Origin of the sequence: Rhodohalobacter sp. 8-1 (assembly GCF_038150125.1) — a bacterium.
Classification (GTDB): domain Bacteria; phylum Bacteroidota; class Rhodothermia; order Balneolales; family Balneolaceae; genus SW132.
This window is the reverse complement of the sequence record NZ_JBBVMF010000024.1, coordinates 34,917-55,915: the sequence shown is the minus strand read 5'-3', so window position 1 is coordinate 55,915 and position 20,999 is coordinate 34,917. Positions and strand designations below refer to the sequence as shown.

The 20,999-nt window shown below is 42.2% G+C and carries 20 protein-coding genes and 1 riboswitch; of the genes, 11 read left to right on the top strand and 9 right to left on the bottom strand.

Annotated features, from left to right (window positions below):
* Window positions 1-352 precede the first annotated feature (352 nt).
* The 5 genes from AABW11_RS17645 to AABW11_RS17625 form a co-directional block, all read right to left on the bottom strand.
* On the bottom strand, window positions 353-1,681 hold the full coding sequence (locus AABW11_RS17645) for an O-acetylhomoserine aminocarboxypropyltransferase/cysteine synthase family protein (RefSeq protein ID WP_340106509.1): 1,329 nt from the start codon (window positions 1,679-1,681) through the stop codon (window positions 353-355).
* Window positions 1,682-1,895: 214 nt separating this feature from the next.
* Window positions 1,896-2,378 (bottom strand): CoA-binding protein, encoded by a 483-nt coding sequence (locus AABW11_RS17640; protein WP_340106507.1) that lies wholly within the window; start codon window positions 2,376-2,378, stop codon window positions 1,896-1,898.
* A 299-nt stretch (window positions 2,379-2,677) separates the two neighbouring features.
* Window positions 2,678-2,804: riboswitch (SAM riboswitch) on the bottom strand.
* A 371-nt stretch (window positions 2,805-3,175) separates the two neighbouring features.
* Window positions 3,176-4,150, bottom strand: coding sequence for a metallophosphoesterase family protein (locus AABW11_RS17635; protein WP_340106505.1), 975 nt, complete (start codon window positions 4,148-4,150; stop codon window positions 3,176-3,178).
* A 104-nt stretch (window positions 4,151-4,254) separates the two neighbouring features.
* Window positions 4,255-5,139, bottom strand: a complete 885-nt coding sequence (gene era / locus AABW11_RS17630) for a GTPase Era (RefSeq protein WP_340106503.1) — start codon at window positions 5,137-5,139, stop codon at window positions 4,255-4,257.
* A gap of 84 nt (window positions 5,140-5,223) precedes the next feature.
* Window positions 5,224-5,946: a pyridoxine 5'-phosphate synthase gene (locus AABW11_RS17625; RefSeq protein WP_340106501.1), complete on the bottom strand. Its 723-nt coding sequence runs from the start codon at window positions 5,944-5,946 to the stop codon at window positions 5,224-5,226.
* A 43-nt stretch (window positions 5,947-5,989) separates the two neighbouring features.
* On the opposite strand from AABW11_RS17625, the gene AABW11_RS17620 reads away from it, so the two are divergent.
* Both AABW11_RS17620 and AABW11_RS17615 read left to right on the top strand, forming a co-directional pair.
* Window positions 5,990-6,496: a C40 family peptidase gene (locus AABW11_RS17620; RefSeq protein WP_340106499.1), complete on the top strand. Its 507-nt coding sequence runs from the start codon at window positions 5,990-5,992 to the stop codon at window positions 6,494-6,496.
* Between the two features lie 141 nt (window positions 6,497-6,637).
* Window positions 6,638-7,222: a hypothetical protein gene (locus AABW11_RS17615; protein ID WP_340106497.1), complete on the top strand. Its 585-nt coding sequence runs from the start codon at window positions 6,638-6,640 to the stop codon at window positions 7,220-7,222.
* Between the two features lie 51 nt (window positions 7,223-7,273).
* Here the strand turns inward: AABW11_RS17615 and AABW11_RS17610 are convergent, their stop codons facing one another.
* On the bottom strand, window positions 7,274-7,957 hold the full coding sequence (locus AABW11_RS17610; RefSeq protein ID WP_340106495.1) for an RluA family pseudouridine synthase: 684 nt from the start codon (window positions 7,955-7,957) through the stop codon (window positions 7,274-7,276).
* A 261-nt stretch (window positions 7,958-8,218) separates the two neighbouring features.
* Between AABW11_RS17610 and uvrC the strand changes: the two genes are divergently transcribed.
* The 9 genes from uvrC (at window position 8,219) to tkt (ending at window position 18,102) form a co-directional block, all read left to right on the top strand.
* On the top strand, window positions 8,219-10,069 hold the full coding sequence (gene uvrC / locus AABW11_RS17605) for an excinuclease ABC subunit UvrC (RefSeq protein WP_340106493.1): 1,851 nt from the start codon (window positions 8,219-8,221) through the stop codon (window positions 10,067-10,069).
* A 342-nt stretch (window positions 10,070-10,411) separates the two neighbouring features.
* A complete protein-coding gene (locus AABW11_RS17600) occupies window positions 10,412-11,047 on the top strand; it encodes an RNA polymerase sigma factor (protein ID WP_340106491.1) in 636 nt (211 codons plus the stop codon).
* A complete protein-coding gene (locus AABW11_RS17595) occupies window positions 11,044-11,622 on the top strand; it encodes an anti-sigma factor family protein (protein WP_340106489.1) in 579 nt (192 codons plus the stop codon). Before AABW11_RS17600 ends, AABW11_RS17595 begins: the two co-directional genes overlap by 4 nt.
* A gap of 134 nt (window positions 11,623-11,756) precedes the next feature.
* The gene (locus AABW11_RS17590; protein WP_340106487.1) at window positions 11,757-12,554 is read left to right on the top strand and encodes a ParA family protein; all 798 of its coding nucleotides are present in this window, start codon (window positions 11,757-11,759) and stop codon (window positions 12,552-12,554) included.
* Between the two features lie 8 nt (window positions 12,555-12,562).
* Window positions 12,563-13,480: a ParB/RepB/Spo0J family partition protein gene (locus AABW11_RS17585; RefSeq protein ID WP_340106485.1), complete on the top strand. Its 918-nt coding sequence runs from the start codon at window positions 12,563-12,565 to the stop codon at window positions 13,478-13,480.
* Window positions 13,481-13,568: 88 nt separating this feature from the next.
* Window positions 13,569-14,093, top strand: coding sequence for a DUF5683 domain-containing protein (locus AABW11_RS17580; RefSeq protein WP_445263798.1), 525 nt, complete (start codon window positions 13,569-13,571; stop codon window positions 14,091-14,093).
* Window positions 14,094-14,128: 35 nt separating this feature from the next.
* Window positions 14,129-14,809, top strand: a complete 681-nt coding sequence (locus AABW11_RS17575) for an LOG family protein (RefSeq protein WP_445263797.1) — start codon at window positions 14,129-14,131, stop codon at window positions 14,807-14,809.
* Window positions 14,810-14,927: 118 nt separating this feature from the next.
* Window positions 14,928-15,959 carry a tetratricopeptide repeat protein gene (locus AABW11_RS17570; protein WP_340106479.1) on the top strand — a complete coding sequence of 344 codons (1,032 nt, stop codon included), beginning with the start codon at window positions 14,928-14,930 and terminating at the stop codon, window positions 15,957-15,959.
* A 139-nt stretch (window positions 15,960-16,098) separates the two neighbouring features.
* Complete coding sequence (gene tkt / locus AABW11_RS17565; protein ID WP_445263796.1) at window positions 16,099-18,102, top strand: transketolase; 2,004 nt, start codon at window positions 16,099-16,101, stop codon at window positions 18,100-18,102.
* 15 nt (window positions 18,103-18,117) lie between these two features.
* Here tkt and AABW11_RS17560 read toward each other — a convergent pair whose 3' ends face one another.
* The 3 genes from AABW11_RS17560 to AABW11_RS17550 all read right to left on the bottom strand — a co-directional run bounded on the left by AABW11_RS17560 (window position 18,118) and on the right by AABW11_RS17550 (window position 20,976).
* On the bottom strand, window positions 18,118-19,293 hold the full coding sequence (locus tag AABW11_RS17560; RefSeq protein ID WP_340106475.1) for a PP2C family protein-serine/threonine phosphatase: 1,176 nt from the start codon (window positions 19,291-19,293) through the stop codon (window positions 18,118-18,120).
* Window positions 19,294-19,385: 92 nt separating this feature from the next.
* Window positions 19,386-19,808, bottom strand: coding sequence for a PaaI family thioesterase (locus AABW11_RS17555; RefSeq protein ID WP_340106473.1), 423 nt, complete (start codon window positions 19,806-19,808; stop codon window positions 19,386-19,388).
* Window positions 19,801-20,976, bottom strand: coding sequence for a 3-hydroxyacyl-CoA dehydrogenase NAD-binding domain-containing protein (locus AABW11_RS17550; protein WP_340106471.1), 1,176 nt, complete (start codon window positions 20,974-20,976; stop codon window positions 19,801-19,803). Before AABW11_RS17550 ends, AABW11_RS17555 begins: the two co-directional genes overlap by 8 nt.
* Window positions 20,977-20,999: the final 23 nt, after the last annotated feature.

Sequence of the window (20,999 nt, the reverse complement as noted above, 5' to 3'; positions counted from 1 at the left end):
ATGGATGATGACCCGGTCTCGATTTTCGAGGTCGGGTTTTTTTATTAAAAGAATCCCCTCTTGAGAGGGGAAAAGTCCAACTGAACATGCAGAGCAAGATTCAGATGGCCGAGGGGTGTGTTTATAGAGTTGAGGAGTTTGGATGTTACTCCAAACCACATCAAAGCTGTAAAACCCACCTCTGATCAAACTCTGCACGAGCTGTTCTGTCACCTCCGTGGGAGGAGAGATATCTAAATCCCCCCTTGAGAGGGGACCGGATAATCGCGTTTAGCGATTCTCCAGGGGTGTGTAAATAGAGTTGAGAAGTTTGAATGTGACTCCAAACCCCATCAACGCCATTGTCCCCGCTCTAAGATTTTACCTTAATCTTCTTAAATGCCCCTTCGAAATCGGCAATGATATCATCGATATGCTCGATACCAACTGATACTCGTATCAAATCCTGCTTTACACCACCGGATGCCTGCTCTTTTTCAGTGAGCTGCTGATGGGTGGTGGATGCGGGATGAATGACCAGGGTTTTTGCATCGCCAACGTTGGCAAGATGACTCGCAAGCTCTACATTTTCGATAAACTGCAGGGCTGCATCATAACCACCTTTCACGCCAAAGGTTAGCACAGCGCCAAATCGGCCTTCACGCAGGTATTTTTTCCCGTTTTCGTGATGCGGATGATTAGGCAATCCGGTGTAGTTTACCCATGACGTGTGTTCGCTGTCATCGAGCCATTTTGCAAGTTTGAGTGCATTTTCAGCATGACGCTCTGCACGCAGTGACAGGGTTTCAAGTCCCTGAAGCAGCAGAAAACTGTTGAATGGTGATTGTGCAGGTCCCACATCACGCAAACCTTCTACGCGTGCACGGATTGCAAAGGCAATGTTTCCAAACGGTCCATCTTCCCCGAAGACTTCCCAGAAGTTCAGACCGTGATAGGCGGGGGAGGGGTCTGTAAAGAGTGGGTATCGGCCGTTGCCCCAGTCAAAATTACCGGCATCTACAATCACTCCGCCAATACTAGTCCCGTGACCACCGATCCATTTGGTAGCTGATTGTACCACAACGTTAGCACCGTGATCGATCGGCCGGGCAATAGATCCTGCGGCACCAAATGTATTATCTACGACCAGTGCGACTCCATGCTTCTTAGCTACGGCCGAGATGCCATCAAAGTCAGGTACGTTACCTTTAGGATTACCAATACTTTCCACATAGATTGCTTTTGTATCATCATCGATTAATGCTTCGAAACTCTCAGGAGAATCATCTTCTGTGAATTTTACATTGATGCCTAATCGTGGAAAAGTCACCTTAAATTGGTTATATGTTCCGCCATACAGATTTTGGGTTGAAACAATATTATCACCGCTTTGTGCGAGGGTGATAATCGTAAGAAACTGAGCGGACTGACCTGACGCAGTACCAACGGCCGCTGCTCCGCCTTCGAGTGCAGCAATGCGTTTCTCAAACACATCCGTGGTTGGATTCATGATCCGGGTATATATGTTACCAAACTCTTTTAGAGCAAAAAGTGTAGCGGCGTGCTCGGTATCATCAAACTCATACGACGTGGTTTGATAAATAGGTACGGCTCGCGACCCGGTTGTTGGATCTGGTTCCTGGCCAGCGTGGAGCTGCAGGGTTTCATATTTGTAGTTTTTTTCTTGTCCGTTTGTGCTCATGGTAGTTTTGTTTGTTTTTTTGGTATTGGTTCTTTAGAAAATTGTTTTGGCGAGGAGTGTGTTTGAGGAGTTGAGAAGCCTGGATATATATCTAAGCCTAATCAACGTCCCGAAAACCCACCTCAGATCAAAACTCTGAACGAGTTTTGATCTGTCTCCTCCACGGAGGAGAGGTTTAAAAACTCCTCCCCTCGAGAAGGGTTTTATTGGCCATTCACCTGGTCTTATCCCTGTCTCGAATTAGGAACTGGTGATCGACCTTCATACAGCGATTTTGTACCATTAAAACTCCGTTATTTTGTACTTTTTCTATTTCTTCAGGATGTTCACCGACGCCAAGCTGCAGCCAAATGACTTTTGGATTGACTTCAAGCGCCTGATCTACAACTTCAGAGACATATTCCGGCTTAATAAAAATATCTACTGCATCAATCTGTTCAGGGATTGATTTCAAATCCGGATAAGCCTTTTCACCGAGGATCTCATCAGCGCCGGGATTCACCGGAATAATATTATAACCGGCCTTTTGCAGGTAGCGGCCCACAAAATGGCTGTCTTTATGTCTGTTTCTGGATATTCCCACAATGGCAATTGTTTTAATGTTATCAAGCCAGTATTCAATGGTGTCGGTCTCCTCCGATAGTTCAGGAGTTGCCCGCATCTTCTTGTCGTACCAGCCGTTAAATGTGCTTCTCAAAGGTTCGTAATGATTTTACTGTTAATGATAAAATTAAACTTATAAACTTCCCTCTCGGGAGGGCACAGTCACGCCGTCGGCGTGACAGGGGTGGGTTCGTGAGGTTGAGAAGCTTGAATGTAACTCCAAACCCAATCAACGCCCGGTTAACCCACCTCTGCTCAAACTCTGCACGAGTTTTGATCTGTCTCCTCCGTAGAGGAGAGGTCTAACAAAAAAAAGCCTCTTCCAAAAGTCCTGGCCCAATTGTGGGAGAAGGATTTTCAGAAGAGGCTTTTGATTACACTAATGGCCTGATCATCTCATCTTTCCTCCCCCGACATTTGCCGGCGTTGGCAGGATTTAGCACCTAACATAACGACATCGCTGCCGGAACTGGTTGCTAAGGTTTCACAGGGCCTGTCCCTCCACCTTTCTGGATAAGAGTTCAAAAATATAAAAGAACGAATCTCAAAAATATGAACAACAAAAAAGCCCTGCCGGTTTCCCAGAGGGCTTAAAATTCTTTCGAAAAATAATTACACCCTCTGCATCATGTGCGACAACATATACACATCATACAGGGACAAATAATATTTTGGGCTTTTTTATTCACTCCCTAAACATAGGTTAGATTATATATAGAATGCAAGATTTATTTTTTAAAATATATAAACCTAAAAAGAAGGACTGAGATGTACTTGGAACCACTTTTGGTATAAATTCCGGGTATTTATATGATGAAGTCCTTTGTTTATAATGATTTTTTCAGAGAGAGAATTTAAACCAACGGTTATCTGATTAACTAAAATCAGGGATCAATCATCATAATTATATCTTTCAATCCGTCCGTTTATTCCCTCAATTGCAAGCGGGAGCTGGTCAGGAGTAATGACCTTCATATTATCATGCATGTCATAGGTACTAATACTGAAATCACCGGAACCATCATTTTGTTCAAGTAATGTAATAGTTCGTCTTGGAGGACGTTTTGACCCAATTAAAGCACGAGGTCCGCTGCCTTGTGCCCCTGAGTGAATCATTTTCAGGCCATCTTTTACTGCGGGATACCATGCGTGATGATGACCGCTAAAATAATAGTCAACTCCATAATCGGTCATCATTTCAAATAGCTGGTCTGCATCGTTGAGTACTTCACCCGGACGATTACGCCCTTCAGCAATGGCATAAAGCGGCAAGTGGCCAATAATGAGTCTGAGAGCTGCATTTTTGGCTTCCTCCTGCGTTAGTTGTTCTTTAATCCAGTTGATCTCTTCTTTACTGATAAGGTGACCCGACGCATCCCAGCTGATCACGAAAAGATCATCGAATGAAAAACTGTAGTAGAAAGGAAAATTTTCATTGTTGATGTATGTTAGATCAGGCATTCGGGTGCTCCAGTATTCCTTTGCCAATTCTCGCTCATGATCGAAATTCCCGCTTTTAGAACCGTCATGATTACCGAGCGTGAAGGCAAACGGTATGTTCAGATCTCTCAAAGGCCCCCCGATTGTCTCATCAAAACCAGACCACATAGCGCGAATCTCGGTTTCACTAAGCTTGAGGCTTTGACCGGCAATCATATCCCCGGCGAATAGTACAAGATCAGGCTGCCACTTTTCAACGTATGCCATAGTGCTGTCTACAAAACGGCCGTAGTGAGTTGATCCATAACTTTCATTTAAGTCCGACATTAACACAATTCGCAAATCCGGCTTATTGGTGTCAAGTTGAGCTATTAGGTTTGCCTGAAATAAATGAATAGTGAGAAGGCAAAAAAGCAGGACTTTCATGCTGATATACTTGAAATAGCAAGTTAAAATTTGATGATTGATGTAGTACCATTACTATACACAAATTCCGGTAATCTCAGTAATCGGAATCGGTTCCAAAAGTATCAGTAACCAAGATTTCTAACCCAGTTCTCTTTTTCACGCCATTTTTCTCGCACCTTTACGTGTAAATCCAGAAATACTTTTTTGCCAATAAACTCCTCAATAGAGGCGCGGGCAGCAATTCCAAGATTCTTGATTGCCTTGCCGCCTTTACCGATCAGCATGCCTTTTTGTGATTTCCGGTTTACAATTATCTCTGCGCTGATGCGGTCTATGTCAATGTCTTCAGCATAAGAAATAACGTCTACTGTACAAGAGTAAGGGATCTCTTCCTGGAACTGCAAATATACTTGTTCACGGATAAGCTCAGAAACGAAGAACCGTACGGGGTGTTCACTTAAATCTTCTTTTGGATAGTAGGGCGGTCCTGGCATAAACAATGAGCGGATATCATCGATAAGTTCAGAAATTCCTTCACCCTTTAACGCAGAAACATAATGAATGGATTTGAACCGAAGCTGATCTTTAAGTGCGGATACTTTTTTCTCTGCCTTCTCAGTATTGATGACATCAATTTTGTTGACAACCAGGATTATTGGTTTGTTAATTGAGCGAAGAAGCTCAATAACTTCATCCGTTGGATGTGAATCCGTCGGATCAAAAATAAAGAGAATGACATCTGCATCACTTCGGGCCCGCTCAACGGTTTTCATCATTGCCTTTTGAAGCTCATAGGTTGGAGAAATCACTCCGGGGGTGTCGAGGAATATAATCTGAGTATCTTCATCCGAATAAATACCCACCACCTGGTGGCGCGTCGTTTGAGCTTTATGCGTAGTGATGGAAATCTTGCTGCCGAGTATGCGATTCATCAGGGTGGATTTGCCGGCATTGGGCTTTCCTATGATGGCCGCGTAACCTGATTTATGTGGTTGTTTATCTGTCAAATTGCACTGGGTGAGAATGTTTATGATTAAGCTTTCAAAATATCCGGACCTGGCAGTCACTTGATATTCGAATCCTGTAACGAATTAATTTTTCATCAGACTTAAATACTCTTTCACTGTTTTTTCAAGACCCCAGTAAACAGCTTTGGAGATTAATGCATGACCGATACTAATATCTGTAAGGTGGGGCACATGTTCAATCAGCTGCGGAAGATTATCAAGATTTAGCCCGTGCCCGGCATTTACAGTCATGCCGGACTCGTGAATAAGCTGTGCTGCTTTTGCCAGACGCTCAAGTTCATTTTTACGGTCGTCATTGTTAACAGCATTGGCGAAAGTGCCTGTGTGAAGTTCAACGGCATATGCACCTAGTTCGTGGGCAAGTTCAATATCTTTTGGGTTGGGATCGAGAAACAGAGAAATATCAATTTCACTATCTTTTAAAGCGGGAAACACCCGGTTTTTAAAATCATTAAAAACGGTAGTCATGTTGAGGCCGCCTTCAGTTGTGAGTTCTTCGCGCCCCTCGGGTACAAGCGTCACCAGATCCGGCTCTGTCTCAAGACAAATACCAATCATTTCATTTGAAGCCGACATTTCAAAATCCAGGATGCCCGTAACAGATTCTTTAAGCCGCTGAACATCATCATCTTTGATGTGCCTGCGGTCTCCCCTTAGGTGAAATACGATTCCTGCAGCGCCGGCGTTCTCACAAACAATGGCAGCCTCAGCTGGGTCCGGATAACCTTCGCCACGGGCATTACGAAGTGTGGCAATGTGGTCGATATTTACAAGTAATCTCATCATATTTAATAAGTTATTTTTAACAAGATACAAACATCATTTGCCAATGTGCACCCAGGTTATTTTCGATTTTGTAACACCACGCAATGCTTTGCTGTTCGCGCTGTTTTTAATTCTATCATCCTGCGGCGTAGTAAATGAGCAACGTGTTCCGCAACAGGCAACGCGTACAGCGGCCCAAGAAAGTCATGTGTTGGATGCATTAAATCAAGCTCACAATAACTGGAGGGGTACGCCTTATGTATTGGGGGGAGCAGGAATGGGAGGGGTCGATTGCTCGTCATTTACTCAGATTGTTTTTAAGGATTATTTTGGAATTGAATTGCCCCGGAATACAAGACAGCAACTTCAGGAAGGTACCAGTGTGAGGCGGAACTATACCCGCCCCGGCGACCTCGTGTTTTTTAAGACTGGCCGGAATATGTTACATGTCGGGATTATTATGAAAGGTGACAGGTTTCTCCATGCATCGGTGTCCTCAGGAGTGATGATTTCAAATATTGGTCAGAGATATTGGGCAACAAAATACCTCGGAACCCGGCGAATTTTGTAACCGGGTGATCAAACATTAAAGTGCGTGCTGAATTAAATCGAAATATTTTCAATTGAGAATACAAACCTATTGAACTGTAATAACATAACGTTTGTTTAAAAGATAAGTTAGAAGTAAAAATCTAAAGTAATTAACCCCGTTATGAGTAATAAAGATAATAAAAATCTGTCGACGTACACATCTGACCTCCATGCACTTGAACGACATTTTATGAATGCCGTTAAGAAGCAGAAAACATCTGATAAAGTAACTGATGAGAGAGCAGTAGAGTTGCTTAATGAGCTCGATAAAATGGCGTCCTCTCATGTTCAAAAGCTTGAATCAGAGATTGAGCAAATGGGTGGTGAAATGAAGTCTGCAATCAAGTCTAAGATTGCATCTTTTGCTGGATCTATTGCAGGTATGATCGATTCTGTAAGAGATGATGCACTGTCAAAAATGCTGCGTGATGATTATGCGGCACTTTCAATGATAACAATTGGGTACACAATGCTTCACACTCATGCACTTTCTGATGAAAATCAGAAGCTGGCGGAACTCAGTAAGAGTCACCTGGAAGATTGTACAATACTGATTACCGAAATTAGCAAAGTGGTTCCAATTGTAACATCCTATGAAATAAATAGTGATACCGAAAGAGCTGAAGAGATTGGTTCGAAAGCACTTGAAAGTACACAAAGTGCATGGAAGCCCAAGCATGTGAATAGTAAACCTGAAATTGTATAAACTATAGTCACATATTAAGTTTGAGAAAGCCACGCCTGATGCGTGGCTTTTCTATTTAAATTCAGTCCATGGCTTACTATCTGGAAGATCAGCAGTAAAGGTCATTTTCTCATCTAATGTGGGATGCTTAAGTGTAAATCTGTAAGCGTGAAGAGCTATGGATCCGGATGATGTCTGCTTGCCATAACGCTTATCCCCCCAGATGGGTGAACCGATTTCTGCAAATTGTACACGGATTTGATGAGCCCTGCCTGTTTCAAGATTAACATCCACGAGCGAAAGAGAACCTTTTGTTAATAGTGTGTTAAACGAAAGTTTGGCAAGTTTACTTTTTCGGGTAGCCTTGTCTACGATGGTAACCATATTTTTAACGTCATTCTTGACCAGGTGATGTTCAAGTACTCCGTTTGGTGGTGGATTTCCAATGACCACTGTCCGGTACCGTTTGCGGACTTTACGAGCTCTGATCTGCTCACTGATTCGCGATGCAGCTTTTGATGTTTTTGCAAATACCATCACCCCACTAACCGGTCTGTCCAGACGGTGCAGCAATCCCAGGAAAACATTGCCAGGCTTGCTGTACCTTTTTTTAATGTATTCTTTACAAAGTGTAAGTGCATCGGGCCTACCTGTATGATCTTCTTGTGAGAGTAAGCCGGCTGGTTTTTGAATTACAAGCAGATGATTGTCTTCGTAAATGATTGGGATATCGGGTTGGGTTCCGGTGAACTGCATAATTTGTTTCTTTGAGTGGTAATAAAAAAATGTTGGCACTGGTGTGATAGAGACATGGGTTGTTATATAAAATAGTAGATGATGCCTGTATTAATTAACTCTATACAAATATTTTTTGCCGCTATCATCGCAAAGTATAAAAATCAGGTATAGATCTCCGGGATTTTGAATCTATTGGTTGGTTTCCATCAATAGGCTAATATAAATGTTTTTACCCAAGTCGTCTGTTTGCTATTTTTGTGAAAATTGAAAGTTGCTCTTATGTCCATTACTGTTAAGGAAAAAGTTGATCATTTACCCCTCAGTCCGGGCGTCTACCAGTTTAAAGACAGCCGGGGGAACCACCTCTATATAGGTAAAGCAAAAAAGCTGAGAAATCGTGTTCGCTCGTATTTCCAAGAATCTCGTCATCACGATGGCCGCCTGAAAGTGATGATTTCTAAAATTGAAGATGTTGAAGTGATTGTCACGGATTCGGAGTCTGAGGCCCTGATCCTTGAGAATAATTTGATCAAAAAGCATCAGCCCCGGTACAATATCATGTATCGTGATGATAAGTCATATCCATATATTTGCATCACTAACGATTCAAAGCCCCGGGTGTTCCCCACACGAACAGTGGTTCGGGATGGCAGTAAATATTTTGGTCCCTATGACCATGTTGGGCATATGCGCCGGATGCTTGAAACCATCAGAAAAACATTTAATCTCTGCACGTGTGCTGTGTCACCCAAAATGATCGATAAATCACGTGGGGCTCCTAAATGGCATTCCTGTTTTGATGACTACCTTGAGAATTGCTCCGGTGACTGGGATGATGATGAATACCGAGATGCTATGGAGAAGGTGGAGCGTCTGCTGACGGGTAAAACGGAAGACTTGATCAAAGACATCAAAGAAGAGATGCAGATCGCATCAGATGCGCTGGCATTTGAAGAGGCGGCAAAGCTGCGCGACAGTATGGAATCTCTTGAGAAGTATAATAAGAAGATGAAGATCGTGGATAATAAACAGGTCAACCGCGATATTTTTGCGATTGAAGTAGATGAGGAGCTTCAGGAAGCCTGTGGCGTTCTCTTTAAAGTACGCGAAGGGAAACTGATTGGGAAATTCCATCGGTTTTTGAAGAATATCACCGAAACCTCCCGCGATATTATGATTCAATCATTTGTGGAAGATTACTATACCGGACAGTTTGCGGGCGCCATTCCTGATGAAGTCTATATCAGTGAAGAGATGGAAGATTCAGAGCCATTGGCTGAATATCTATGGGAGATGCATCAGAAAAAAGTACCCATCAGAGTGCCAAAAATTGGTGAAAAGAAACACCTGATCAATATGGCGATATCTAATGCAAAACTGAACCTGGGGCAGCGTAAACTCGAGAAGCAAAAATTTGAAAAAGAACGAATTCCTCAGTCAGTCAAAGACCTGAAAGAGTATCTGCACCTTCAGCGGTTGCCTCGCCGAATTGAATGTTTTGATAATTCAAATATCCAAGGTACTGATCCGGTCGCCTCAATGGTTTGCTTTGTGGATTCAAAACCGAGAAAGAGTGAATATAAACGTTTCAAAATAAAAACGGTGACTGGCGCGGATGACTTTGCATCCATGAAAGAGGTTGTGATGCGCCGATACAAACGGGTGAAAAGGGAAAAACTACAGCCGCCTGATTTGATTCTGATTGACGGCGGTAAGGGGCAGTTAAATGCCGCGGTCCAGGGTTTACGCGAGATTGGTTTCGAAGGGGAGTGTGAAATTGCGGGAATCGCCAAGCGCCTTGAGGAGATATTCGTCCCCGGCAAGTCAGCGCCTTACATGATTCCAAAGACGTCGTCAGCATTAAAGTTGCTACAAAGGGCACGGGATGAAGCTCACCGCTTTGCGATTAATTATCACCGTGATAAACGCAGCAAGCGAACGGTAAAAACCGAGCTAACAGAAATTGACGGGATCGGGGAAAAGACAGCAGCTGACCTAATTCGAATATTTGGATCCGTGAAACAGGTGAAAGCCTCAGAAGAAGACCAGTTAAAAGAAGCGATTGGGGAAAAGAAAGGAGAAAGTGTATACAGCTATTTTAATAAGCCTGTTGATTCAGTTTCTGTGTAGAGCAATACTAAGAACTTGACATTTTCTTTGAATTTTCATGCGGATTAAAACTCTGACTATCATACTAAACGTAATGAAATAATAAAGTTAGAAAATGACTCAAGAAACATTTTTACCACTTACCTGTACAAATGATGGATAACGTGCCTGGTGCGTCTGATTTGTTATAATCAGTAACCCATCAAATAACATCAATATGTTATAGACTATTGATGCAGGTTGTCTTTTATTGTATTTGTAGCGGTTTTCGCCATCCGATATACAAATTATATCGTAATCGAATGTAAAAGCCCGGCTATTTGTTAGTTTATACAAGTGAAGGAATATTAAATCACCATTATTATGCGACTGAATAAATCAAAAAATATCCCCGAAAGTTACGATCAAATGAAAGATCGTGAACTTGTACATCTATATCGCGAAAATGAAGATCAGCTCGCTTTTAAAGAACTGATGAATCGCCACCAGGCTAAAGTCTATTCTTATATTTTCAGCATGGTCCATAATCGTGAAGTAACCAATGATATCTTCCAGGAGACCTTTACAAAGGTGATCACCAAAATGGATGACACTTATAACGAGCAAGGTAAATGGATTGCCTGGGTAATGAGAATTGCACATAATGCAACAATTGATCATATTCGAAAACAAAAACGATTTGTAGACGTTAAAGGATCGTATGATGACGATTCTAAAACTGATTTTTATGATCGTTTACCGGATGAAGATGCCGTTGCTCAGGATGAAAAGCTTGAGCTGGACGAGTCAACATCTGAACTCTTAGAACATATTTCGAATTTGCCGGAAGAACAGCGAACCGTTGTGATGCTCCGGCATTATTACGAAATGCCGTTTAAGGAGATCGCAGAATTGACTGATGTATCCATCAACACGGCTCTTGGACGCATGAGATATGCGCTTATTAACTTGAGAAAAATGTTTGATGAAGAGCTTGAGAAAGAACCGAATAGTGTATGAGTAAAGAAGATACAAACAGTATAAAATACATACTCGATGAAATGGATCCCGCTGAAAAAATTGAATTTGAGCGGAACATGGCCACAAATCCCGATCTCAGGATCGAGGTTGAGTCTATCAGGAGAATGAAAAAAAAGTTAAATTCATTGCCTGATTTGTCACCGCCGAAGCATATAACAGATTCTATATTATCATATGCAGCCGGGCAGTCCAACAAAAAATCAGGAATGAGAAGTGGTTATTTTTTATCAGCTGCGGTTGTAATTATAGGTCTCACAACGGGTTCGCTAATCCTAAATAATCCATTCGATGAGAGCCTTCCAGCGTCAAACGCTTCATCCGCTTTTCCATCCTATGGACATGAGTTAATTCAGCAGTCTGAAAACCGCCCTGCAGATTTGAAGCCCTGGATAGATAGGGAGAATGTACTTCATTTAAGCGGATTCGAGTCTGTTTCTAATGCAGCTTTAGGAAATGAATCGGAAAACAGATTCAATAAATTAAGGCCGATAGGTAGATATCCCGATCTTGCACCGTTTAGCCGATCAGTTCAGCTCACCGGCAGCAATCGCTAAAACCTTTTTAACAGGTGCACAAAGGGCAGTTGAATAAAGATATCAACATTCTGATGTGTATAACTTCTTTTGGTAAGGGCTTTATAGTGGCTTATATTCATTTGAATTAATCTTAACCTTGCCTCTATTATTGAATGGGAAAAGTAATTTCGATTGCAAATCAGAAAGGTGGTGTAGGTAAAACCACATCCGCCATAAATTTAGCAGCAAGTCTTGCTGCAATTGAGCACTCAACACTTATTATCGATATTGACCCACAGAATAACACTACAAGTGGCCTGGGTATTGAATCGAAGTCGGTTGAAAACTCAATTTATGAGGTTATGGTTGACGGCGTGAACATGTCTGAGACTATATGTAAAACGGAACTCGATTTTCTCGACCTGGTTCCATCACATATCAACCTTGTTGGAGCCGAAATAGAAATGGTCGACCGTAATCAACGTGAGAGAATTCTCGCTAAAGCTGTAGAAGAGGTCAAAGGTGATTACGATTTCATCATTATAGATTGTCCACCGTCGCTTGGGCTGTTAACCATTAATTCACTTACAGCTTCAGATTCCGTGCTAATCCCTGTTCAATGCGAATATTTTGCGCTTGAAGGACTTGGTCAGCTATTGAATACGATTAAAATTGTTCGACAGCACATGAACCCGGATCTCGATATAGAAGGTGTTTTGTTGACGATGTACGACTCCCGAACACGCCTATCCAATCAGGTAGCTGATGAGGTTAAACGGTATTTTGATGACCGCGTTTTTAAGTCAGTTATTTCACGAAATGTACGGCTTGCCGAGGCACCAAGCTTTGGAAAACCGGCAATACTATATGATGCGTCGAGTGTAGGGGCAAAAAACTATCTCTCTCTTGCACGAGAAATTATACAGCAAAATAAGAAGATGTTTAAAGACAGCCCCGTTGTGGCTGAATAGGAGATTTTATGACAAAAAAAGTGCTTGGACGAGGTCTTGGGGCTTTTTTCCCAGAATACAATGATGATGAGGGAGAAAATGCCAGCCGGGAAAAAATAAAAACTGCTGTCCCTCTCGAGCCATCCGAAAAGGTTAATGTTGTTCTCGATATTCCAGTTGACCATATAAGGGCAAACCCACATCAGCCACGAAAAGATTTCAATCAGGAATCGCTTGATGAACTTGCCGGGTCAATTAAGAAACACGGCCTTATTCAGCCAATTACGGTTCGCTACATTGGCGAAAAACGCTTTGAGCTGATAAGCGGCGAACGGCGACTTCGGGCATCGAAATTAGTTGGTGTTGATGAAATACCTGCCTATGTCCGTGAAGTAAATGATGAGCAAATGATCGCCTTTGCGCTGATCGAAAATATTCAGCGTGAAGAGCTTAATCCACTCGAGGTGGCAATGGGGTATCAGCGCCTGATGGAGGAGTGTAACTATACCCAGGGCGAAGTGGCCGAGCGTGTTGGTAAAAACAGGAGTACGGTCACTAATATGATGAGGCTTCTTCAGTTGCCGGATTTTCTGCAAGCGGCTTTACGTGATGAAAAAATTTCAACCGGACATGCCCGTGCCCTTATAAGTGTCGAAAATGAGTCTGATCAAAAGACAATCCTGAAAAAAATCCTGAAGAAATCATTATCTGTTCGTCAGACAGAAAAAGTGGTGAGATCACTTTCTAAAAAGGATGAGCAGGCCGATCGGGGGAAAACAAAAATAAAGGATTCTCCATTTTTAAATCAGATCGAAAAACGACTCAGAAACAATCTTAGCACGAAAGTAAATATCCGGCAAAAAGGTGATGGGGGAGAGATTCGTATTGAGTATTATTCAAACGATGACCTTGAACGACTTTTACAGATTCTTGATGAAGAGAGTTAGTCTGCTGATGTTTTTTTGCGCTTTCATCTCATCAATTTCAGCTCAGCCTTCTGTTGTCCAGAAAAATTTTTTCTTATTTGAGAACAGGATAGCCGACCGGCCTATAAAGCAAGATACTACTGAGGCGAATAGTGAGAGCCGTGAGTTTCCCAAACCGACATCTGTTATGTATAAATCGTTAATGGTACCCGGTTGGGGACAGATTGTTAACAAACAAGCTTGGAAGGTTCCAATAGTTTATGGATTATATGCCGGCATTGGCTATTACACATACACGGTTCACCAGGATTATAAAGACTACAGAGCAGCTTTTTATAACGCTCAGCGTGGCGAAGATACAGATCTTAAATTTGGACCTACACCTGAGCAGTTGCAGGGGGTTAATCAAAACCAGTTAAGAACCAACCGGAATTCTCTGAGAAACAGGCGTGATTTAATGTTTGTTGTATTGGTACTTGCACACGGGTTAAATGCTGTTGACGCATACGTATTTGCCCATATGAGAAGCTTTGATGTTTCTGATGACTTATCTGCGAGAGCAACAATCTCGCCTGAGCTTCTTGCTTTGTCTACACCCGGAATAAAATTATCATTTAAACTAAATAAAAAATAAGTATGTCAGTGCCTGAGTATTTTTCAAAAGAAAATATGCCGCCGGATCATTTTGAAATGCAGGGGAACGATGATCTTTGGAGTGTTTTCAAGATCATGGGTGAATTTGTAGATGGTTATGATAAGATGATGAAGGTCGGGCCATGTGTATCCGTTTTTGGATCTGCGCGGCTCAAAGAAAACAGTGAGTACTACCAAAAAGCTGTTAAAACGGCTGAATTAATCGCAGAAAATGGATTTGGAGTAATCACAGGAGGTGGCCCCGGTATTATGGAAGCGGGCAATAGAGGAGCCAAAAAAGCGGGAGGTAAGTCGGTTGGTTTAGGTATAGACCTTCCACATGAGCAGGGAACAAATGACTATGTTCATCCAATGTATGAAATCAGTTTTAAGTATTTCTTTGTTCGTAAAGTAATGTTTGTAAAATATGCTCAGGGCTTCATCGTTTTTCCCGGTGGTTTTGGTACTCTTGATGAACTATTTGAGACACTGACGCTTATTCAGACCAATAAAATTGAAAAAATACCTATTGTACTTGTCGGTACAGAGTATTGGGAAGGATTGCATTCCTGGATTGAGAAACAATTGGTTGAAGGGGGATATATTGGGGAAGATGACACATCACTGTTTCATATGACTGATGACCCGCAGGAAGCAGTGAAACATGTCTGCGATTTCTATCAGAAACGCCGGCCAAGACCCAATTTTTCATTTTAAGAAACTTTATGACTCAAAATTAGTTAATGTTATACAGTAGATTGACAAAATTTAATTTGAAAATTTATTAAGTTAAGCTCGTTTTATTCTAAAAATCACAACAAAACACGTATCTATTATGAAATCTTACAGCAAAATATTGCCCGCACTGCTATTATTTGCGATGATTTTGGGCTTCACCCAACAAGTTGCAGCCCAGGAAGAAGCAAGAGGTGAAGCTGTTACCTTGTACAACCAGGCGCAGGAGCTTGCCGGAGCTGGTGAACTTGAAGACGCTATAGCAACCTATCGTGACGCACTTGAAGTAGCGGAAAATAATGAGTTGCAGGATATTTCAGAAAGAATTAGGGCCAATATTGCAAGGGTTTATTATACCCGGGCATCCCGTTCCTTCCAGCAATTTCAGCAACAGAAAAGTTTAGATGCTGTAAATCAGGCCATTGAGTATTTTGAAGACGCTCAAGAAGCTGGCCGGGAGTTTAATGACGATCAGGTTGTTCAACAAACGTCCAGAGCACTCCCACAGCTACACTATTTGAAGTCGACGATACAATTCAGGAATGAAAGCTATGATGCAGCAATGGCGAGTTTGGACACTGCAATTGAATTAAATCCAAATTACCCAACTGCGCATTATCAAAGGGCTATCGTTTACAAGAAGCAAAATCCAAACGATAATGAGAAAACTTTTGAATATTACGACAGGGCAATAGAACTTGCTGAGCAGCTTGGCGACAACCGTACCCTCAATAACGCAAGGACAGGGGCCGCGGAAGAATTGATTTATCGAGCAAATAATCTAAAGGAAAACGATAACTACAGCGAAGCTATAGAACTTTTGAACCGGGTTTCTAAATATGATTCTGACAATTCAGACGCTCATTACAGACTTGCTGAAGTACATAATCTTATGGGAAATTATAATAATGCGATTCAGCATGCTAATCAGGCCCTTGAATATGAAACAGGCGGTGTAACTGCACGGGCAAAAATTTATTTCGAATTGGGTACTGCTTACAAAGGGCTCGACCAGACTGGAAATGCGTGCAGCGCTTTTGAAAATGCAAATTACGGAGAATTTTCCGATCCGGCTTCTCATGAACTCGAGTTTGTGCTGGAGTGTGAAGGCTACTCTTCAAATCGAAGATAACCGATTCTTTTATAGAACAAGATGGTTCAAAAAACCGCGCAAAATTTGCGCGGTTTTTTTATGCAATTTCATTTTTCTGTAGTTAACATCTTGTCTATATTTGTGACTTGACATAAAATTCATACTCTTAATGAAATCTATGAGCACTGCCGAAAATCTCGATCAACTCTGCGTAAATACAATAAGAACTCTTTCCATGGACGCGGTGCAAGCTGCTAATTCCGGCCATCCGGGAATGCCGATGGGAATGGCGGATGTTGCTTACGTACTTTGGACAAAATTTTTAAAACATAATCCAAAGAACCCTCAATGGTTCGACAGAGATCGGTTTGTGCTGTCAGCTGGTCACGGGTCGATGCTGCTTTATTCGCTTCTGCATCTTACCGGTTATGATTTACCTCTTGATGAGATAAAAAATTTCAGGCAGATGGGAAGCATCACACCCGGACACCCTGAATTTGGTATGACCCCCGGCGTTGAAACCACAACGGGCCCGCTGGGACAAGGATTTGGTACCGGTGTTGGTATGGCCATGGCAGAACGTTTTATGGCGTCTAAGTTTAATAAAGACGACAGTACACTTGTAGATCATTATACATACGCAATTGTGAGCGATGGCGATTTGATGGAGGGCATATCACACGAAAGTGCTTCCCTCGCAGGTCACCTAAAACTTCACAAGCTGATTTATCTTTACGACTCCAATAAGATATCTATTGACGGATCAACAGATTTAGCATTTACCGATGATACGAAAAAACGGTTTGAAGCTTACGGCTGGGATGTACAGCAAATTGACGGACACAGCCATGATGAGATTGAACAGGCGATAAAAAAAGCTCAGCAAACTGACACGCCATCTCTCATTGAATGCAAAACTACAATAGGGTTCGGAAGCCCGAATAAAGAGGGTACAGCTGCATCTCATGGCTCTCCGTTAGGTAGAGATGAAATTAAACTTACAAAAGACAGATTAGGCTGGCCGTATGATGAGCCCTTCGTTATACCCGAAGAGGTCAAAAATGAGTTTCGCAAAGCAGTTGAAAAAGGTGAAAAATCTGAAGCTATCTGGGAAGAAAGACTTGATGATTTTAAAGAAAAATACCCGGCCGATGGCGTGCTTTTCAATTCATTTCTAAACAGAGATCTGCCAGAAGATTGGACGGAAGTGATTCCTGAATTTGAAGCAGATGAGGCAGGACTTGCCACCAGGAATGCATCCGGTAAAGTTCTAGACCAGATTTCTGACCACATTTACAATCTTGTCGGCGGGTCAGCAGATTTGACCGGAAGCACAAAAACAGACATGGCCAATAAGGGAATCTACCAGGCTGATAATTACGTGGGCAGAAACTTGCATTACGGGGTTCGTGAGCACGGAATGGCTGCAGCAGTAAATGGATTAGCCTTCCACGGAGGAATTATTCCATTTGGAGCTACCTTCCTCGTGTTTTCTGACTATAATAAACCATCAATACGGATCGCGGCATTATCACACATTCCATCGATATTTGTATTTACGCACGACAGTATTGGCTTGGGAGAAGATGGCCCGACGCATCAGCCTATTGAACATCTCGCAGCACTTCGGGCGACTCCGAATGTAGCGGTTTTTCGCCCGGCTGATGCTAATGAAACCGCATGGTGCTGGAAAGCTGCTATACAGAAAGAGGATGGCCCATCTGTGATGGTACTTACCCGTCAAAATTTGCCAACGCTTGATCGATCTGTGTATGCTTCCGCTTCACATACCGAAAAAGGTGCATACATTTTGAAAGAGGCAGGCAGCGGAACTCCCGAATTGATCCTGATGGCAACCGGCTCAGAAGTTGAAATAATCGTGAAAGCAGCTGAACAACTTGAAGAAAAAGGTGTGGCGACTCGTGTGGTCAGCATGCCATGTATTGATTTGTTTGAAGAGCAGGATGAAGACTACAAAGAATCGGTTCTGCCTTCAGATGTAAGTGCAAGAATCTCTATAGAAGCGTCATCTCCATACGGCTGGCATAAATACACGGGCAGCAATGGTATTGTAATGGGCATTGACCGCTTCGGTGAATCTGCACCATTTGAAGAGGTTTACGAACAACTTGGACTCACAGTGGGAAAAGTTGTTGAAAACGGACTGACTCTCACAAAATAAAAGTAAGTAAACTATTTACTTACCGGCTGAAAGTTTGTCCGAAGGATTTCGATGCACAGTAGCAAATGTTATGTCATCCAAATTCTTTTCGTTACCGATGAACGACTCGAGGGAGGATTGAACCTTCTTCGAGATCGTCTTGGAATGGAGTGATCCGTATATTGACATAATACCGTCTATTCGCTCAATTCCGTATTCCTCTCCAAACTCATTTCGCGCTTCCGTAAGTCCGTCAGTGTAAAACAGTATACTATCCTGCTCGGCGAAACGAAATTTTTTCTCCACTACTCTTTTCTTCAATAACGGCGTGGAGGTCATTCCAAGGGCAAATCCTTCTGTTCTGAGTTTAAATGTTGAATCGTGGCTTTTACTGTAAAGAATTGGTGGGTTATGCCCGGCTCTGGCATATGTAAAAGAAAGATCATCATCAGGAAAGAAAGCGACACACCCTGTAACAAATGTCTTATCTGATTTATTTGATTTGATGTAGTCATTTAGTTCAAGCAGAAGCTGCTTGGGTGATGGATGATCTTTTTCAATTAAGAGATGAACAAGTGCCTGAATTCTCACCATGTAAAGTGCGGCCATCATACCTTTACCGGATACATCAGCTATTATAACGTACGTTCCTTTATCCGTTTTCATTACGTCAACATAATCGCCACCAACCTCTCGTGCGGTAGCTGCAAATGAATAGATTTCAAGCGAATCATTTTTAATAGTGGAGGGAGGGAGCAGGCTGAGTTGTATATCCCTTGCTACGTTAAGCTCTTGCTGCACATCAGATTTTTCGAGCAGTTCTATTAGAAGAATGACCAGAACTGATACGAATGAAAGAGGTAGCAAAATTGGCCGTAAGCTGCTTAATATAAATATGTTAACAAATTCAAAAATTGTCAGGACAAAATAGACCAGGAAGAATACCAGCGATACACCAAATACTAATCTTCGAACCGGATTCAGGCGTTTGGTGAGGGATGAAAGTAAACTAAGCAGGCGCTGAAAAAACGGAATTTTTTCCGGTTCAACATGTGGGTTATTTTCTTTTAGTGCATCTCGATAGAGTTTTTTCAGGCGTTCAGAATCAGACTGAAATTCTTTGCCAAGTTGCCGGGAATTCATCCCGGAAACGTATTCTCTATAAAAGGCCTTTGTATCGTAAATGGATTTCGCTTCGTTTTCTAATCCCATATTTCATTTTAAAATCTGATGTTCGGACTATTCTACGTGTATGTATAATAAAAGTTATGAGGTAAGGACACGCTTTTTGAATCTCAGTTCAATCATAAAACGTCTTTAGTTCTGTACACGGTTCCTTTCATAACTGCGATAATGTCGGAAGCCTGATTTGTGACTTTGATATCAAAAAGTCCTGTTCGATGTGTCATATTAATGGCTTCAGAACGGGCCGTAAGTGTGTCACCAAGCCGTGCCTTTTTTGTATATGAGATCGAATTATTTAGTGCGAGGGCTACGCGCCCGCCGGTGGCCGCTGAAAAAGCAAGAGCTGAATCAGCCAGTGAATAAATAATACCTCCGTGAGTCACCCCAAATCCATTGATCATGTCTTCCCTGACCCTACACCGTGCGGTACAGAACCCTTCATATACCTCAATGATTTCAATTTTCATCCAGTTGCTGAATGGATCCTGGCTGAGGAGTTTATCTACAATGTCTTTATATTGCGTTGAATGAGTATTATTCATAAAAGAACTCCCCGTTTCTTACTTTTCGCTTGAGTAAAGGATTTGGGCGATAACGGTCTTCGCGATATTCTACCTGTAGCGCGCTCATCCAGTCTAAAATGGTAGATGGCCCGATATCATCAGCCCACTTTAACAGGCCTTTAGGATAATTAACGCCGTGGGTCATCGCAAGGTCTACATCTTCAACTGTGGCTACATTCATGAAAACAGCATCACAAGCTTCGTTGATGAGCATGGCCAATATTCGATAAAGTATTTTTTGGCCCAGGTCTTGATTTTTTACCGGGTCTGGATTCTCTGCATTTTCTCCATATTCATAAAACCCGATACCAGATTTTCTCCCAAGGCGTCCGGCTTCCACTAAACGTTTTTGTGCAAACGAGGGTTTAAACCGTGGATCATAAAAAAATTCTTTAAACACAGTTTCGGTTACTTTATAGTTGATGTCATGTCCAATAAGATCCATCAGCTCAAAGGGTCCCATACGAAATTCACCCAGCTCCTTCATTGCCCAATCGATTGTGGCGGGTTCCGCAATACCTTCTTCATACATGCGCAGTGCTTCACCATAAAATGGACGTGCCACCCGGTTGACAATAAATCCGGGGGTATCTGTTGCCAGAACCGTAGTTTTTTCCCAACCGTCAATAAATGCTCGAACGTCATCAAGAACACGTTTGTCAGTAGAGATACCGGGAATAATTTCGACAAGTTTCATAAGCGGGGCGGGATTGAAAAAATGAACGCCCAACAATCTCTCAGGCTTCTCCAGACTTGATGAGATTGATGCAATTGACAGGGAAGAGGTGTTGGTTGCCAAAACACAGTCTCTTGACACAATGGCTTCCAAGCGGGCAAACTGATCTTTTTTGGCCTCTAAGTCTTCAACGATTGCCTCAAAAACAATACCGCATGTCTCAAAAGCATTCATGTGTTCTACAAAGTGAATTCGGGACAAAATACCATCGACTTCGTCCCGGCTCATCCGTTCTTTTTCAACCTGACGGCTCAGAATTTTAATAAGTCCTTCTTCAGCATCTTTCAATTGCTCCCCGAATGCATCAAAAAGAAAAACGTCATGACCGTGAGTGGCTGCAATTTGGGCAATTCCACTCCCCATCGTTCCGGCTCCAACAACTCCAACTGTGGTATTTTTATCTAAGCTCATAGTTAATTTTTATTCTATAATTA

Coding starts and splice junctions, on each gene's coding strand:
- AABW11_RS17645 (WP_340106509.1), bottom strand. CDS start 1,681: ATGAGCACAAACGGACAAGAAAAAAACTACAAATATGAAACCCTGCAG.
- AABW11_RS17635 (WP_340106505.1), bottom strand. CDS start 4,150: ATGAAAGTCCTGCTTTTTTGCCTTCTCACTATTCATTTATTTCAGGCA.
- AABW11_RS17625 (WP_340106501.1), bottom strand. CDS start 5,946: ATGATGAGATTACTTGTAAATATCGACCACATTGCCACACTTCGTAAT.
- AABW11_RS17620 (WP_340106499.1), top strand. CDS start 5,990: ATGTGCACCCAGGTTATTTTCGATTTTGTAACACCACGCAATGCTTTG.
- AABW11_RS17615 (WP_340106497.1), top strand. CDS start 6,638: ATGAGTAATAAAGATAATAAAAATCTGTCGACGTACACATCTGACCTC.
- AABW11_RS17610 (WP_340106495.1), bottom strand. CDS start 7,957: ATGCAGTTCACCGGAACCCAACCCGATATCCCAATCATTTACGAAGAC.
- uvrC (WP_340106493.1), top strand. CDS start 8,219: ATGTCCATTACTGTTAAGGAAAAAGTTGATCATTTACCCCTCAGTCCG.
- AABW11_RS17600 (WP_340106491.1), top strand. CDS start 10,412: ATGCGACTGAATAAATCAAAAAATATCCCCGAAAGTTACGATCAAATG.
- AABW11_RS17595 (WP_340106489.1), top strand. CDS start 11,044: ATGAGTAAAGAAGATACAAACAGTATAAAATACATACTCGATGAAATG.
- AABW11_RS17590 (WP_340106487.1), top strand. CDS start 11,757: ATGGGAAAAGTAATTTCGATTGCAAATCAGAAAGGTGGTGTAGGTAAA.
- AABW11_RS17585 (WP_340106485.1), top strand. CDS start 12,563: ATGACAAAAAAAGTGCTTGGACGAGGTCTTGGGGCTTTTTTCCCAGAA.
- AABW11_RS17575 (WP_445263797.1), top strand. CDS start 14,129: ATGCCGCCGGATCATTTTGAAATGCAGGGGAACGATGATCTTTGGAGT.
- AABW11_RS17570 (WP_340106479.1), top strand. CDS start 14,928: ATGAAATCTTACAGCAAAATATTGCCCGCACTGCTATTATTTGCGATG.
- tkt (WP_445263796.1), top strand. CDS start 16,099: ATGAGCACTGCCGAAAATCTCGATCAACTCTGCGTAAATACAATAAGA.
- AABW11_RS17560 (WP_340106475.1), bottom strand. CDS start 19,293: ATGGGATTAGAAAACGAAGCGAAATCCATTTACGATACAAAGGCCTTT.
- AABW11_RS17555 (WP_340106473.1), bottom strand. CDS start 19,808: ATGAATAATACTCATTCAACGCAATATAAAGACATTGTAGATAAACTC.
- AABW11_RS17550 (WP_340106471.1), bottom strand. CDS start 20,976: ATGAGCTTAGATAAAAATACCACAGTTGGAGTTGTTGGAGCCGGAACG.